This window comes from Levilactobacillus acidifarinae DSM 19394 = JCM 15949, from assembly GCF_001434835.1.
Classification (GTDB): Bacteria; Bacillota; Bacilli; order Lactobacillales; family Lactobacillaceae; genus Levilactobacillus; species Levilactobacillus acidifarinae.
Genome location: NZ_AZDV01000006.1, coordinates 119,536 through 134,805 on the forward strand (window position 1 = coordinate 119,536; position 15,270 = coordinate 134,805).

At 49.6% G+C, this 15,270-nt stretch carries 13 protein-coding genes; 3 read left to right on the forward strand and 10 right to left on the reverse strand.

Annotation, left to right across the window (positions count from 1 at the left end; genetic code table 11):
- Positions 1-474 precede the first annotated feature (474 nt).
- Genes FD25_RS05225 through FD25_RS05240 form a run of 4 tightly spaced genes read right to left on the reverse strand, consistent with a single transcriptional unit; the run spans position 475 to position 5,236 of the window.
- Complete coding sequence (locus tag FD25_RS05225) at positions 475-1,794, reverse strand: hypothetical protein (protein ID WP_057802055.1); 1,320 nt, start codon at positions 1,792-1,794, stop codon at positions 475-477.
- A 17-nt stretch (positions 1,795-1,811) separates the two neighbouring features.
- On the reverse strand, positions 1,812-3,140 hold the full coding sequence (locus tag FD25_RS05230) for a hypothetical protein (protein WP_057802057.1): 1,329 nt from the start codon (positions 3,138-3,140) through the stop codon (positions 1,812-1,814).
- Between the two features lies 1 nt (position 3,141).
- A complete protein-coding gene (locus FD25_RS05235) occupies positions 3,142-4,473 on the reverse strand; it encodes a GHKL domain-containing protein (protein WP_057802059.1) in 1,332 nt (443 codons plus the stop codon).
- A gap of 7 nt (positions 4,474-4,480) precedes the next feature.
- The gene (locus FD25_RS05240; protein ID WP_057802060.1) at positions 4,481-5,236 is read right to left on the reverse strand and encodes a response regulator transcription factor; all 756 of its coding nucleotides are present in this window, start codon (positions 5,234-5,236) and stop codon (positions 4,481-4,483) included.
- A gap of 915 nt (positions 5,237-6,151) precedes the next feature.
- Between FD25_RS05240 and greA the strand changes: the two genes are divergently transcribed.
- The 3 genes from greA to FD25_RS05255 all read left to right on the forward strand — a co-directional run bounded on the left by greA (position 6,152) and on the right by FD25_RS05255 (position 9,058).
- A complete protein-coding gene (greA, locus tag FD25_RS05245) occupies positions 6,152-6,640 on the forward strand; it encodes a transcription elongation factor GreA (RefSeq protein WP_057802062.1) in 489 nt (162 codons plus the stop codon).
- Between the two features lie 131 nt (positions 6,641-6,771).
- Positions 6,772-7,743: a ferrochelatase gene (gene hemH, locus FD25_RS05250; protein WP_057802064.1), complete on the forward strand. Its 972-nt coding sequence runs from the start codon at positions 6,772-6,774 to the stop codon at positions 7,741-7,743.
- Entirely contained in the window at positions 7,721-9,058 is a 1,338-nt protein-coding gene (locus tag FD25_RS05255; RefSeq protein ID WP_057802066.1) for an Nramp family divalent metal transporter, read from the forward strand. Before hemH ends, FD25_RS05255 begins: the two co-directional genes overlap by 23 nt.
- Before the next feature lie 77 nt (positions 9,059-9,135).
- Here the strand turns inward: FD25_RS05255 and FD25_RS05260 are convergent, their stop codons facing one another.
- From FD25_RS05260 to FD25_RS05285, 6 genes are all read right to left on the reverse strand, one after another.
- Entirely contained in the window at positions 9,136-9,885 is a 750-nt protein-coding gene (locus tag FD25_RS05260) for a CAP domain-containing protein (protein ID WP_057802068.1), read from the reverse strand.
- A 285-nt stretch (positions 9,886-10,170) separates the two neighbouring features.
- Entirely contained in the window at positions 10,171-10,761 is a 591-nt protein-coding gene (locus FD25_RS05265) for a hypothetical protein (protein WP_057802069.1), read from the reverse strand.
- Positions 10,762-10,936: 175 nt separating this feature from the next.
- Entirely contained in the window at positions 10,937-11,239 is a 303-nt protein-coding gene (locus tag FD25_RS05270; protein ID WP_057802071.1) for a type II toxin-antitoxin system RelE/ParE family toxin, read from the reverse strand.
- Positions 11,232-11,528 (reverse strand): type II toxin-antitoxin system RelB/DinJ family antitoxin, encoded by a 297-nt coding sequence (locus tag FD25_RS05275; protein ID WP_057802073.1) that lies wholly within the window; start codon positions 11,526-11,528, stop codon positions 11,232-11,234. Before FD25_RS05275 ends, FD25_RS05270 begins: the two co-directional genes overlap by 8 nt.
- Before the next feature lie 143 nt (positions 11,529-11,671).
- The gene (locus tag FD25_RS05280; RefSeq protein WP_057802075.1) at positions 11,672-12,445 is read right to left on the reverse strand and encodes a (S)-acetoin forming diacetyl reductase; all 774 of its coding nucleotides are present in this window, start codon (positions 12,443-12,445) and stop codon (positions 11,672-11,674) included.
- A gap of 355 nt (positions 12,446-12,800) precedes the next feature.
- Positions 12,801-15,188, reverse strand: a complete 2,388-nt coding sequence (locus FD25_RS05285) for a phosphoketolase family protein (RefSeq protein WP_057802077.1) — start codon at positions 15,186-15,188, stop codon at positions 12,801-12,803.
- Positions 15,189-15,270 lie beyond the last annotated feature (82 nt).

The following is a 15,270-nucleotide window of genomic DNA, read 5'->3' on the forward strand; positions in this document are numbered from 1 at the left end:
TAGCCCGTGTTCATCACTGAGCTTATCCTTATGGTATCGTGTTCATCCGGTCGCCACAATCAGGCATTTCCCTGATTTCTGTCGAGTAAATCGACAAAAAAACCGGAGTAACCACACTCCGGTTCCCACTAGCATCATTAGAGTTTAAGCGTATCACAGTTTGTAGTCAGGAAACGTCGTCGCTCAAATTAGCTAAAACCTCAATATGTAGTATTGAGTTTGTTCAGTGCCAACCTCGAACAACACACCGTTATTCGAAGTATGAATAAAATCTAATCGTCACAATTAGGATTTATTCACAAAATCAAGAAACTGCAAAACGCTTCTATTTCCCAGCTTCTCTGAAAGATTGATTGGTATTACAACTCTTAGTATATCAGAGGTACCTATAATTGCAAGCGCTTTCTTTACAATTATACATTTCTTAGATAAACAATAAGTTATTACTTAGTTTGTGAAATTTACTTACCTCGCCTAAATCATCGGGAAGGTAACCACTAATCGGCCCCAATGTAATTTCGTTTCGAGCTGTAAGGTCACCGTGGGCGGTAACCCCTTCAAGACATCGGCGTAGTCTAGCCCAAAATGGGCCCCCATCAATCGGTTCCCGTGAATGAGTTGGACGTCAGTGGGCACCGGAAAGGTTAGCTCAACCCACGCTAATTCCACAGATTCCGTAATTTTCAGATTAACCACCGCGGGTTCCAACGACGCCACCGCTCGGACAGTCGCCGGTAAGGCCTGGGTCAGCACGCGACCCACCCGTTGGTTAACCGCGACCGTCGCGATTAACGGCTTAGGAATATCAACAAACAGGTTGACTCCGAGCCGCTGCGCCAATAAATAATCGTGATAAATCCCGTACTGCACGACGCCTTGTGGCATGTTATTCAAATCATCGATCGTTAAATCCGCGGCGTCACTGGTCTTCCACTTCGAGCGAATATCGATGTAGTACTGCCGAAATCCCGCGTAATCCTTTTCGTTGAGGTAGCCCCCCAAGCCCAGCAGAATATTCTGATAGTCGTGGCGAAATTTACGCACCAACACCGACTGCCGTTGTAACTCCGTCGTATACTGCTGATGATAAGCCTGATGGCGACGCTGACTTCGGGCGTGTTCTTGCTGCAAATGGGTCTGCAGTAAGAAATAGACGCTTACGGAGAAGCTCACCATGACCACCCCCGTGATGCCCACCAGAAAAAGCAGGTACCCCGTCGAACGATGTAATAACCGTAATAGCGACAAAAACGTCATGAAGACGCCCCACATCACCGTCATAAACAAGAGTAACCAATACTGGGTTCGGCGGCTAATCACGGATTGCATAAAATTTTCCATTGGGGCTTGCGTCCCTAACAACCCCAACGCAATCATTGAAAAAATCACCGAACTAAAGGTCAATAAGACGAGTACGCCTAACGTCGTCACGGTGAAGTGATACGACGTTAAGAGGGCCGTCAACGTGACACTCACACTATTCACAAAGGCACTTAGTAGGTAGTCCAGAATCGAAACGGATAGGAAGGCCGGAATCAATTGCAGTCGTTTGCGATAACCCAGCCACCCCAACTCAATTGCCAATAGGATCAGCACCGAAAATCCCCGTAGCCACGCCCAAATTTCCCACCTGGCTAATAAATTCAGTGCCGTAAACAAGACGGCTAATCCCACGTAAGCCCATTGAAACCAACGCGTCCGCAAAGTTGGAAACCAGTAAAATTGAAAGGAGATGAACCACGCACACATCACAAAGTTAGTGACCCAAAAATCGCTACCACTTGGTGTTAACATCTTGGTCGTCGCCTCCCTCAGTTCTGGCCGTTCTTAGGTAACACGATCTCCAACTGTCCCCAGTGTCGCTTAACCTGCAGGACCATACTGGTATCTAAGGTCAGATTCTGCGTGACCTGACTAAAGTCTAGCTGGCCTTGAGTGCTAGTCAGTTGATGGGCAGCCGTTACTTGCGCGTGATCACCCACCGGAAAGGTTAACTGAAAACGCACGTCGTACTGGGTGTCTAACAGCTCCAGCGACACCATGGCTGGTTGCATCTGGGCGGCGTAAGGCAACACGATGGGAAACGTTCGCGTGACGATCCGCGCTAATTGACGCAACGCTTCGATGGTCAACGTCAGGGGCTCCGGAGTGTTCACGTACATATCAACCCCGAGCCGCCGGGCTTCCAAATACTGATGATAAACTTCGTAACGAACCCCAATCTTAGGAATGTTGGCTAAATCATCAATCGTTAGATCCGCAGCGTTACTGGTCGTCCACCGCGAGCGAATATCGATATAGAGTTGCCGAAACCCCGCGTAGTCGTGCGCAGCCAGGTAGCCACCTAATCCCAACAACATGTTTTGGTAGTCGTGTTGAAACTGGCGGACTAACACCACTTGCCGGTGAAGTTCCGCCTCGTATTGATCGCGAAACCGTTTATCCTGAAGCTGTGCGTGGGTGTGTTCCACTTGAAGGTGACTCTGTACCAGAATATAGGCGCTTAGCGTAAAGCCCAACATCAAGACGCCCGAGATGCCCATGAGAAAGACGAGATACCCCACCGAACCGTCCAATGCTTGCAGGGAATATTCAAACAGACTAAAGACCAACATCATGATTGACATCAGACTCAAAAACAGATACTCCACATCCCGGCCTAACATCGATTGTACCAAGTTCTCGATGGGCGCCTGAGTGGAGAACGCCCCCAGTAGCGTCAGGGTAAAGAACACGGAATCAAACGTTAACGTCACCGCATTTCCCATCAACGTATTCATAAAATGAACGTTGGTTAATAACATCGTGACCGTTAGACTGACCGTATCCACAAACTCGATCAGCAGGTACGCTAAAATCGTCATGCTCACAAAGACCGGTAAATAACGCCGATTGTGGGGAACCAATAACAGGCACTCGCCGCCCACTAACATTAAGGCCGGTAACGAAGTGAATAACGCATGCTGGGTAAACACCATGAACCACGAATCCACCGTGGCGTACGCCGCAGCTAATCCTAGAGCGTACGCGCTAAAGTGACGCACCCGCAATTGGGGCAACCAATAATATTGAAAATAGACGAACCAAAACCCCATCACAAAATCGGCCAACCAAAAGCTAGGAACCGTTACGGCTAACACGCTAGTCACCTCCCGTCTTCGTTAGAATAATCGTAAAGTAGAGATGGTGCCGTTTGATCATAATTTGTAACGACGCGTTGGGGGTTTGGTCGACGATTTCTTGAACCGTACTCAACCCCAGGCCGTGGCCCCCACCCTTCGTGGTGTAACCGGCCCGCATAAATTGTGTGATGGCGGGTGGCGTTTCCGTGGAGATCGGATTAGCGACCGCCAATTCGACGGCATCCGGATAATCCAAAATCGCACAGTAGATTTCGGGAATTTCCCCCACCAAAGGGGCCTCAATTGCATTATCCAGTAAGATTCCCAGTACTCGTAATAGTTGGACATTATTCATGGGAATCATCTGAATGGCCTCGGGAACCTCCAGGCGAAAATGCCAGTGGTGGTTTTGCGCCGCTAAGATCTTCTGAAACAGGAGATTTTTTAAGGGCGGATCGTTCAGCCGCTGTAAGCCATCAATTTCCAGCCCAGCTAATTGGTTAGTGGTTTGCCAGCGCGTGTTTAACGTCTGATAGTACCGCTCCAAACCCTGATAATCTTCCGCGTCTAAGTAATCCCCCAACCGGAGCATTTGATCTTGATACGTTCGTTTAAAATCCCGAATGTTTTGAACTTGATCCGAAATTCGCCGGTCGTACCGGCTTTGGAGCATCGCCGTTTGGTAATCGGCCTTCACCCGCTGGCGGATCATAAAGCTCCGTAAAAAGATAAACAGGCTGACTACGATCAGACCAATCATGAGCACTTCAATTCCCAGAGCAAACGTCAACATGCCCTGGCTGAGGCTCATCTGGTGAATAATGGCCGACGATAGTCCCACTAACACCGATAAACTCAGTAAGAGTGACAAGACGGTCCACTGTTCTCGGCGACTCAACGCCAGCTGATCGAGATTCCCCGGTTGGACGTGCATCCCCGCCACTCCCAAGGAGATCAATGAGTAGACAATCAGCTGCACCGTCAGTCGGCTACCCACGCCCATGACGCTTTGTGCCACACCGTCCCCCCAGAGTTGCCGCATTAGTTCCCACGAGAAATCATTAACCAACACCACAATCAAAAAAATAATAATCGTAGCGTTCAGAAAAACCAGGGCTAAGTTCCGGTGGTGACGAACGAGGTAACTTAAGGCCGCTAGTGGGGGAATAACCAAGCTCCAGCCTTCCCCAATCACCGCCGGGAGCAACGCCCAACCAACCCATTTAACGGGCAACGTCCAATTTTGGGGCCGAATTTCCCCAATCCAGATCGTCCAGAACCACTGCATGGTCATCGCCAAGACAAAGTTAACCCAGAAATTTTGATCAAATAAATGAAAAGTCACGTTCATCACCCTATCATTCGTTTAAATGCTTCTGCACCAGGGTTTTTACTTCATGGAATCGGCGCGTCGCAACGTCGGTCTGATCGCCGTTCGGAAAGATCAACCGGCGCGTCGTCGACTCAATCCCGCTAACGTTATCGAGGTTGACCAAAAAACTTTTGTCCGTGCGGTAGAGGTCCGGATATTGGTCCGCAATATCCTTTAGAAATCCCGGAAATTCCACCAGTTGGTTGGCGGCGTGTACCGACACCTTATGCGGGGTGTCCGCGGTCGACACGAAATAAACGTCGCCCATCGGTAAGCTAAAAGTTCGGCCCCCAATGGTGTATTGGAACAAATTTTCCGTATTTTCCAGATAATTCGTATAGCGTTGATACCCGTAATCCACGTTCTCGCGCAGCTTCTGATCGATCTGTTCCCGTCCTAAATCCTTGACCACAAAGTCCATCGGTTCCACCTTACGTTCAAACGTCAATAACGCCATCTCTGAGTGCGTGGTCACGAACACGATCTCCGCAAACCCCAGCTGCTGCCGAATCGCAATGGCAGTTTCCAACCCGTTCATATCTTCTGCCGGAAATTCGATATCTAAAAACAACAGGGCATATTTCGGCGCGTCCGCCTCCAATGCCGCTAACAATTCTTTGGGACTGACCGTCGCCAGCTTAATCTGCATGTTGTAATCGTTAATCATGATGTACCGCTGAACAACTTCCTGGTAGTGCGCTAGTTGCTCGGGGTTATCTTCACAGAAATAGACCGATAACACCGCTATCGTCTCCCTTCACTAAACACCCTTAATGTAACGTGATTTAGAACTAGTTGCAATCCTTTTCATGGGTAAAACACACTTATACTTTACATTTTGTGCAGGTGTGGTAATTTGCTGGATTCCCCGTCAAATCACACAATCCCCAGACCATGTTCCCTGACCACCATCGCCCGTGCCCGTCGTCAAGCCCCTCAAGGACAAAAAAAGTACCGCCCCCATTGGACGATACTTTAAGCAGATTATTCCATTAACTAGTAGATAAAATTTAGCACTCCCCCAAGTTCTTAATTTTAATCGCTGACTACTTTGGTAATAATCCGTTATTTATTGAAGCTTACTCCTTAGCACATTGTGACGTCCCAAAAAAGTTCCTCAACTAGGTGTTTACAAAGCGGGGCGCATGTTCCCCACTTGGTTAGGAACCAAGTCCTGAAGTTGTTGGTCCCTTCCAACTGCATTAAGAATATCATGGAATTAACCATTCAGACGATAAGACGCAAAAACGTCATTTAATGCACGTTAAAGTGCCTATTTTCACAACAATTCAATTGTGCCTAATTAGATAGGACACAAAACCAACTAAAATAACCAAATTAGCCAGGACCAAACAACCTGCAATCAAAACTAACTCTCCCCTTTAGTGACGCCTTAGGAGCGGCTTGGACCCAGACCGTTTGGGGGTAGCGTTCGTAGATTAAGCCGGCGGTTTCGGTGGAATGTGGCAACCGTCACGTTGCGGGGAGTCCACTTGTCAAAGCTCGTAGCGACTGGTTAGCTTCACAACGGTTTCCTTCCTTCTACAAACTGCGTTAAACTTAGTTTAGAGATGTGGGACGTTAGCCGAAACCGGCTGATTCAGTCCCATCAACTCTAAGTCAATATTTAATTATTTTAATGCAAGGGGTGTCGAAAATGGCCAACCAACGAGACTTTAACCCCATCACAGCGGCGGGGTACCACCAAATCGAACAAGAAATTGCGGCCCTGGAGGCCGACCGACCACATAAGATTGCTAGTCTAGCGGAGGCCCGGGCACACGGCGACCTCTCCGAGAATGCGGAGTACAGCGCCGCTAAACGTGACCTGCGTCACCTGGAAAGCCGGCTACGTTTTCTCAACAAGGAACTCCAATACGCCCGTATCGTCACACCCAGTGCCGATCAAGTCGTCGAACTGGGTAAGTGGGTCACCCTCGAATTTCTGGACGACCACGATACCGTGACCTACCAGGCCGTGGGAACGGCCGAGGCCGACCTGGCTGCGGGAAAAACAACTCAAGTTTCCCCGTTAGGCAAGGCCATCATGGGCCAGCACGTGGGGGACATCGTGACGGTTCACGCCCCCGCCGCTAGTTATCAAGTTAAGCTGGTCGCTGTCGGGCTCAGCGCACCGCAATCTTAGAATTCTGGGAGCAGCGTTGTTCCCACACACCACTCACGAAATCGTTCAATTCTTAAATCAAGACGGTTATCGCTTAGTCAACCAGTCCCCGCGGCCTCGTGAGGACTGGATTTTAGAAGGAGCCTACATATATGAAGACCGGTTTACTGTTAGTTAACCTGGGATCACCGACCGCGCCCGATACGCCAGCGGTCAAAACCTACTTACGCGAATTTTTAAGCGATCAAAACGTCATCGAGCTCCCTAAATGGTTCTGGCAGCCCCTGTTGCGAGGCATCATTTTACCGTTACGCTCGTGGCGTTCCGCGACTTTCTACCAACATATCTGGACCACCAGTGGTTCACCGCTGGTCGCCTACACCCAGCTCATGACCCAGCAGGTTCAGACCATTTTACCCGACTGGGACGTGCGTTACGCCATGACCTACGGCGGACCGCACATCACCGCGACGCTACAAGCCATGGCTCAGGATGGTTGTGATCACACCATCGTGGTCCCCCTCTACCCGCAGTACACCCAAAGTACGCACCAGACCATCATCGAGGCGGCCGAGGCGGCGCAGGTGCCCATCACCATCGTGAAACACTTCTATCAGGAACCCGCTTACCTGAAATTACTGGCGACTAAACTGCAAACGGCCTGGCTCAAACACGATTACGACGCCATCGTCTTCAGCTATCACGGGATTCCTAAGAGCATGGTGCGCCACGGTGACCCCTACGCGCAACAGTGTGCGGCGACCACGGCCGGCGTATTAACGTACGTGCCGGAAATTCCCCACGAGCAAATCACCACGGCCTACCAGTCGAAGTTCGGCCCGGCACCGTGGTTAAAACCCTATCTGAAAAACGAACTCATGCAACTGGTCGAACTAGGAAAACGTCGCGTGTTGCTAGTCACCCCGTCCTTTGTTTCGGACTGTCTGGAAACCCTAGAAGAAGACGGCGTGCAGAATTATCAAACGTTCCGAGCCACCGGTGGCGACACCCTCGACCTGGTGCCACCCATGAACGCTGACCCGGCCTTCAGCCAATTTCTGGCCGACCTCGCCGTCAAGGCGGACCAAGGAGGCCTCGGCGATGCCGCAATCCAACGAACCTAACCACCGCCCCAGTCTCGATGAGATCAACCAAAGCGTGCTGGTGCCTAGCGTTTACGACACCCACTTCTTCCAGAAGTTTCTGGCCTACAGCGGCCCCGGCGCCCTGGTGGCCGTGGGCTACATGGACCCCGGTAACTGGCTAACGTCATTAGCCGGTGGCAGCCAGTTCCGCTACACGTTATTAGCGGTCCTGTGGCTGTCCATCGTGGTCGCGATGTTCATGCAGACACTCTCGATTAAATTGGGAGTCGTCACCCAACGCGACCTGGCCCAGGCCGTGGCGGAACGCATCCCCGTGGGCGGGCGGATCACGTTGTGGCTACTCAACGAACTGGCGATGATGGCTACCGACATGACCGGCGTCATCGGAACCGCCATCGCGTTAAAGTTATTATTCGGTTTACCCCTGCTCTACGGCATCTTACTGACGATTCTCGACGTCTTGGTGGTCCTCTTGTTCCTGCGCTTCGGGATTCGGCGAATCGAAATGATCGTGTTGCTGGCGATTCTAACGGTCGGCATCATCTTCGGGTTAGAGGTCATTCGCGCGCACCCGGCCGTGGGCGCGATTGCCCAGGGATTAGTTCCCACGTCGTCGTTATTCACCAACCACGCCGAGCTGGTCTTAAGCCTGGGCATCATGGGGGCGACCATCATGCCCCACAATATTTATTTGCACTCCTCACTAGCGCAGAGTCGCCGGTACGACCACAACGACCCGCAACAGATCAACGAGGCGTTACGTTTTGCCCGTTGGGACTCTAACGTCCATTTGGTCGCGGCGTTGTTAATCAACGCACTGTTACTCATCCTGGGTGGTACGCTGTTCTGGCACACCACCAAGAACTTGGCAAGCCTACAGGACGTGTTCTACGGCCTGCAAAATTCGGCGGTCGTCGGGAAGTTGGCTAGTCCGTTGATGGGCTGGTTATTCGCGTTCGCCCTCTTGATCACCGGCCTGATCTCGTCGATCACCAGCACCCTGTCCGGGCAAATCGTGATGGAGGGTTACCTGCACATTCGCTTGCCCCTCTGGGAACGACGCCTGTTGACCCGAGCGGTCACCCTGGTGCCGATTCTAATTATCGGCTTTCTGGTGGGTTTCAGCGATGCGGCGTTTGAACAACTGATCGTTTACGCCCAAATCGCGTTGAGTATTGCGCTACCGTTAACCCTCTTCCCGTTGGTTCGCCTGACCAGTGACGGTGAGTTGATGGGCGGCCACGTGAACCGGCGGGTGACCCAGTGGGTGGGTTACGCGCTAGCGGGCGTCATTACCGCGTTGAACCTGGAATTGATTGTCTCATTATTTTAACGTCAAAACGGCCCCGTCATCTTCGGTGAATTGAAGATGATGGCGCCGTTTTTATTTGGAAAAATTCAGTCGCTTCTTTAATCTAGATCGTCGGCTTGATCCGCTAACGGGGTCACTTCAGCGTTAACGGCTAGGTAGATGTCCCCACCATGTTCGAACCAGCCAATTCCCATCTTAGTCGAATTAGGACGCACCAGGTTTTCCCGGTTATCCCAGCTGCCTTCAACGGACTTGTACAGGAGATCCTTGGCTTGGGCTTTACCGACCTTAGCGGCGACCTTGGCCTGGTTGGCTTTCGTCGCGTAGTCTGACGAAATACTTTCACTGATGGGCCCATTGCCGTAAAGGCAGGTTGGACAAGCGTTAGGCTGAAAACTGATACCCAGTTGCTTGGCATCCAGCTGGGCGTAGGGCTGATCCTGGGCGTTGTATTGTTCGAAACCCAATTGATAGAGTTCCTTAGCCCGCTGCATGGCTAAGGCTTGATACTGGCTATCAAGTTGAATCGCCGCGGTACCGTGCTGATGGCGATACTGGTTTACCTCGGCTAAGAAGGCCTGATTGGCGGCGTCCACGTTGAACTTAGCAGACTTGACCGTCACCTTACCGGTCTGCAAACTAGATTGGTTAATCCAGCCTTTAACCTTTTTAGCCGTAACGTACTTGTAGACGGCCTGCTTACCGTGACGCTTGATGGTGGCCTGCTTGGCCACCTTGGTCGTTGAAACGACCTGGGCCTTGCTAGCAGCGTGGGCGTTGGTCGATGCACCGGCTAGTAACCCGATCCCCATCATCATCAATAAACTTGCTTTAAGCCATTTTTTCATGTATGTATCCTCCTTATGAATCTGTTAACCGTTGATTTCTCAATGATTAACTCAACGGTCAGGATTCATTATATCGGACCCCCCTGACATAATTTAGCGTGAACGAGTTTCAAATTAAACTTTTTATAATTGAATCGATTCCTTGTCTTAATCATGCCGATTGGCTTGTTCATCCATAAATTGTCTAATTAGTTTCCCCTCTAGGCATTCATTTCACGGCAGTCAAAAACGGCCAGCAAGTCAGCCTAGTTCCTAACCTGATGACCGTTTTATTAACTACTCGCCTTAATTCACGAGTCGATAAGCGTAAGCGACTCCTTGCTTGTCAACCTTCGCTAAGGACGTGTGAAGCCCGCCCATCACGCTCTTACTGTTATTCGAACTATTCAAACCCACCATGAAGCCCATCAGACGAACAGCCGTCGCAACTTTTTTAGTCCGAGATAGCTTATGCTTCGCCAGATAATCCATGTCTAACTTACCGTCGACCTGCTTAAATACCTTGAGGGTCTCGCCGGTATCCTGATTCAGGATCGTATCGCCCTTATAATAAAGATTACCTGGTTCCTTATAGTTCAAATGCCGGGCCGCTTCCAATTGCATCATCGCTTTTTTCTTAGTCGTGGCCTTAAACGTTACCGTCCCGTTCTTGGACCAAGCCTTGACCGCTTGCTTCCAAATACTCCGGTAAGCCTTCGAAGACGTCGAGATGTTATATGTGATCGTCTTGGATGGGAAGAACGCATAACTCGGTGTGATAGTCGTTTTCGCCGAAGCCGTGGTCGTCCCGACGAACAGTCCCGCCGTCACAACACCCAAACTTACCGCGACTAACGCCAAAAAACGACGTCCTAATTTAAATCCCCGTTGCTTCACTCTAAACACTCCATTCTTAAAATATGTAATCTGGTCGCAACCATTAAAGGTATTATACGAAGTGGGGATGTCACAATTTGGCGCACATCGGGCGAAGACTAATTATTTTGTTAAAACGCAAAATCTTCCAGACAATCAATCTAATTGTCTGGAAGGTCTTTACAAAATTTATCTGCTATTTGCCCAAAAGTTGCTGATGGCTGCCCGTTTCTAACAAAGTAAGCAAAAGTACATTATGCTTAATTTTATATTCCAACAGCCAATCATCTTCTAAGTGAATTTCACTAATACCCTTTTTATCTCCTGTGAGGTAGTGTAAGTGATACTGAGTAATCAAAATATCATGGTCATCAGCAATGATATGATCAATTGCTTCTCCAATCTTTGTGATTGAATAGTGTTTTCTAGCCAACTTGGCCAATTGCCGATCATACCTAGCAGTGGTAATAATCCGCCATGCCTTTTCTTGACTACCCATGTGTGGATTCCTCTTCTAACCGTTTTAAGTAATCTTTGTACTCGGTAACCGTATACACCCGCCGCTTACCTTCCTTCGCTTGTGTTTCTGCTTCATCCGCTTCAGCAGCTAGTCGTGCAGCTTTTGTTTGAATTTCAAAAGGAATTTTCCCAGTTGCTACCACTTCACGCAAATACAATTGAATTCCTTGAGACAGGGATAATCCCATTTCCTCAAAGGTCGCTTGAGCATCTTCCTTTAATTCTGAATCGGTTCGTAAAATAATTCTGGCTCTTTTCGGTTCTTGCATGGCCGACTCACCTCTTTCAATTGGAATTATACCAACATCCCACAAAATGTGCATCAATTGTGCATACAAAAATTATCATTGTCGCAAAAAAACCTCCAGGACGGTTAAACCATCCCGAAGGCTCTTACTTGTTTAGCTGATTTTTATTGGAATTGCATCCCACCGTCAACGATCAACGTTTGACCGGTGACGTAGTTGGAATCCTTGCCCGCTAAGAAGGCAACGGCGTTGGCCACGTCTTCTGGTTCGGACAGGCGCTTCATGGCGATGTCCTTGGAGAAGGTTTCCATACCCCATTCGTCGCTCTTGCCGGCGTTTTGGCCAACTTCATGGGCGATGTCGTACATCATTGGCGTCTTGACGATACCCGGGGCAAAGGCGTTAACCGTGATGCCTTCTTCGGCCAAGTCGCGGGCCGTGGTTTGGGTAATTCCCCGGATGGCAAACTTAGTCCCACTGTACAGGGCCAGGTTCGGGTTCCCCACCACGCCGGCTTGTGACGTCGCGTTGATGATCTTCCCACCATGACCGAACTTCTTGAAGGCTTGGTGTGCGGCTTGCGTGCCCCACAGAACGCCCCCAACGTTGACGGAGTAGACCCATTCGAAGTCTTCGGGCGTAATCGTGTCGATTGGCGTGGTTGGGCCTAAGCCGGCGTTGTTCACGATGACGTTAAAGTCGCCGAACTTTTCGCTGGTCGCATCCACGGCAGCAAAGACTTCGTCGCGCTTGGCGACGTCGGCCTTCAAGGCCAGGGCTTCCCCACCGGCCTTGATGATTTCATCGGCCACGCGTTGCACCTTATCCAAGTGACGACCAACTAATGAAACGGCAAACCCATCGTTGGCCAACCGCTTAGCGATGGCTTCCCCAATTCCTTGACCGGCACCGGTCACTAACGCAACTTTTTTCGACATATTTAAGCCCTCCGTAATTGTTTGTGAATTAGATAACGTTTTATCAATATCGAAAGTATACTGGGACTTTGTTCAAAAATCAAGTCAAAAGTGTGTAAATAAGTTTCATCATCATGATTTATGAAAGGTTAGCGGTAATCAGCTGAGAGGTCATCAAGCCCCGTCTGACGGGAACCCAGCCAAGTTATTTTCAGCATTTTCCCAAAAATGTAAGCGGAATCATTGTGAATAAATTATATTTTGCTTAACCCCCTAAATACCAAAAAGACGCGTTGCCCCACCCTTACGAGTGGCACAACGCGTCTTCAATTAATCAGAGTTTAGTGGTCCAGTCACCTACGCGGTAATCCGCAGATTACTTCAAAGGCTTCCATTCCCAGTTGTTAACTTCTGGTAAGTCAGTCCCGACCTCACGAATGTAAGCCGTGTGCTTAGCCACCATGTCATCCATCCGTTGAACGAAGTAAGCGCCCTTAACAGCGTATTCTGGGATGTCATTAACAGCTTCCTTAGCCAAGTCGAAGCGATCCAACTGGTTAAGAACCCGCATGTCAAATGGCGTGGTGATATCACCGTTTTCACGGTAACCATGAACGTGTAAGTTGTGGTTGTGACGGTCGAAGAACAGACCCTTGATCATGTCTTCGAAGCCGTGCCATGCAAAGATAACTGGCTTGTCGGTCGTGAACAGACGATCGAATTCTTCGTCAGAGATTGCCCGTGGGTCCAACTTAGGCGAACGTAACTTCAGAATGTCGACCACGTTGATAAAGCGGATCTTCATTTCTGGGAATTCGTCGTGCAACAGGGAAATCGCAGCTAAGGATTCCCAAGTTGGTTCGGTACCAGCAGCGGCAAAGACGATGTCTGGTTCTTGACCTTGGTCGGTCGAAGCCCAGTCGATGTAGCCTAACCCGTTGTTAACCAGGTTCGTGGCTTCATCAATCGTGAACCATTGTGGACGTGGGTGCTTGGAGGTCACAATCAAGTTGATCTTGCTGCGACTCTGGAAGGCCACGTTCCCAACGGCTAACAAGGTGTTGGCATCGGCTGGCAAGTATTCACGGATTAATTCCGGCTTCTTTTCAGCCAAGTGCGTCAACATACCTGGGTCTTGGTGAGTGTAACCGTTGTGGTCTTGTTGGAACACAGTCGAGGTGTCGACAAAGTTCAAGGATGGGTAATCATGACGCCATGATTGTTCGCCCGCCTTACGCAACCACTTCATGTGTTGCGTCAACATGGAGTCAACGACCCGGCCAAAGGATTCGTAAGTGGCGAAGAACCCGTGACGACCAGTCAGAACGTAACCTTCCAACCAACCTTCAGCTTGGTGTTCAGACAATTGTGAATCGATGATCCGGCCTTCGTGGGCCATGTTTTCGTCATTTGGTTCGTGGATGTCTTCCATCCATTGACGCTTCCCGTAATCCAACGCAGCGTAGAGCCGGTTAGACTTGGTTTCGTCAGGACCAAAGCCACGGAAGTTGTTTGGATTCAACTTCATCATTTCAGCCAGGTAGTCAGACCAGACTAACATGTCTTGGGCAATCGTCTTACCGTGTTCCTTAACGTCCACGGCAAACTTCTTGTAGTCAGGCATCTTCAATGGTTCTGGCTTGATCCCACCGTTCGTGATTGGGTTCATAGCCATCCGTTGGTCACCCTTAGGGGCCATGTCACGGACGTCTTCCTTCACAGAACCGTCTTCGTTAAAGAGTTCTTCTGGCTTGTAAGACTTCAACCAGTTAATCAGTAAGTCGGCGTGTTCCATGTCACCAGCGGCAACTGGAATTGGCACTTGGTGAGCCCGGAAGGACCCTTCGATTGGGTTACCATCCAGGTCATGCTTAGGACCAGTCCAGCCCTTAGGGGAACGGAAGACGATCATTGGCCAGTTAGGCAACGTTTCGTCGTTGTTTTCCCGCGCGTTCTTTTGGATAGCCTTAATCTTTTCAATGGCTTCGTCCATGGTCTTAGCCATGTCTTCGGAAACCCGCATAATGTCGGTATCGTTTTCGTCGATTTCAACGAAGTGAGGTTCCCAACCCATCCCAGTAAAGTATTCGGTCAATTCCTTGTCGCTCATGCGAGAAAGAATCGTTGGGTTAGAAATCTTGAACCCGTTCATGTTGATGATTGGCAGAACCGCACCATCTTTGATTGGGTTAATGAACTTGTCAGAGAACCATGAAGCGGCCAATGGACCAGTTTCGGATTCCCCGTCACCGATTTCAACGGCGGCGATCACGTCTGGGTTATCTAAGATAGCACCAGTCCCGTGAGACAAGCTGTAACCAAGTTCCCCACCTTCATGGATAGAACCTGGCGTTTCAGGGGCAGCATGGGAAGCCACACCACCTGGGAAGGAGAATTGTTTGAATAAACGCTTCAAACCTTCTTCGTCCTGCGAGATGTTTGGATAAATTTCACTGTAGCTACCATCGAGATATGAGTTAGACACCATAACTTGGCCACCGTGACCTGAACCTTCAATATAGAACATGTTCAAGTTGTACTTCTTGATGACCCGGTTCAAGTGAGCATAGATAAAGTTTTGAGAAACGATGGTTCCCCAGTGCCCAATAGGCTTAATTTTGACATCGTCAGAAGTTAAGTCGCGCTTTAACAGCGGGTTGTCACGCAAGAATAATTGACCTACAGAAAGGTAATTAGCTGCGCGCCAGTACTTGTCAACGCCTTCCAAGTAAGCCTTGGAGTCGAAGTTTGTATTTGCTGCCATGTAATTAACACTCCTTCTTTGAAATCGTAACTGCATCTCTAGTTGATAGAAAATGTCGTAAAATTTATCTCGTATAAATCCC

What these genes read in the sequence shown, in the direction of transcription:
- FD25_RS05225 (WP_057802055.1), bottom strand. Translation starts at nt 1,794, where the DNA reads ATGTTAACACCAAGTGGTAGCGATTTTTGGGTCACTAACTTTGTGATG.
- FD25_RS05235 (WP_057802059.1), bottom strand. Translation starts at nt 4,473, where the DNA reads ATGAACGTGACTTTTCATTTATTTGATCAAAATTTCTGGGTTAACTTT.
- greA (WP_057802062.1), top strand. Translation starts at nt 6,152, where the DNA reads ATGGCCAACCAACGAGACTTTAACCCCATCACAGCGGCGGGGTACCAC.
- hemH (WP_057802064.1), top strand. Translation starts at nt 6,772, where the DNA reads ATGAAGACCGGTTTACTGTTAGTTAACCTGGGATCACCGACCGCGCCC.
- FD25_RS05255 (WP_057802066.1), top strand. Translation starts at nt 7,721, where the DNA reads ATGCCGCAATCCAACGAACCTAACCACCGCCCCAGTCTCGATGAGATC.
- FD25_RS05260 (WP_057802068.1), bottom strand. Translation starts at nt 9,885, where the DNA reads ATGAAAAAATGGCTTAAAGCAAGTTTATTGATGATGATGGGGATCGGG.
- FD25_RS05270 (WP_057802071.1), bottom strand. Translation starts at nt 11,239, where the DNA reads ATGGGTAGTCAAGAAAAGGCATGGCGGATTATTACCACTGCTAGGTAT.
- FD25_RS05275 (WP_057802073.1), bottom strand. Translation starts at nt 11,528, where the DNA reads ATGCAAGAACCGAAAAGAGCCAGAATTATTTTACGAACCGATTCAGAA.
- FD25_RS05280 (WP_057802075.1), bottom strand. Translation starts at nt 12,445, where the DNA reads ATGTCGAAAAAAGTTGCGTTAGTGACCGGTGCCGGTCAAGGAATTGGG.
- FD25_RS05285 (WP_057802077.1), bottom strand. Translation starts at nt 15,188, where the DNA reads ATGGCAGCAAATACAAACTTCGACTCCAAGGCTTACTTGGAAGGCGTT.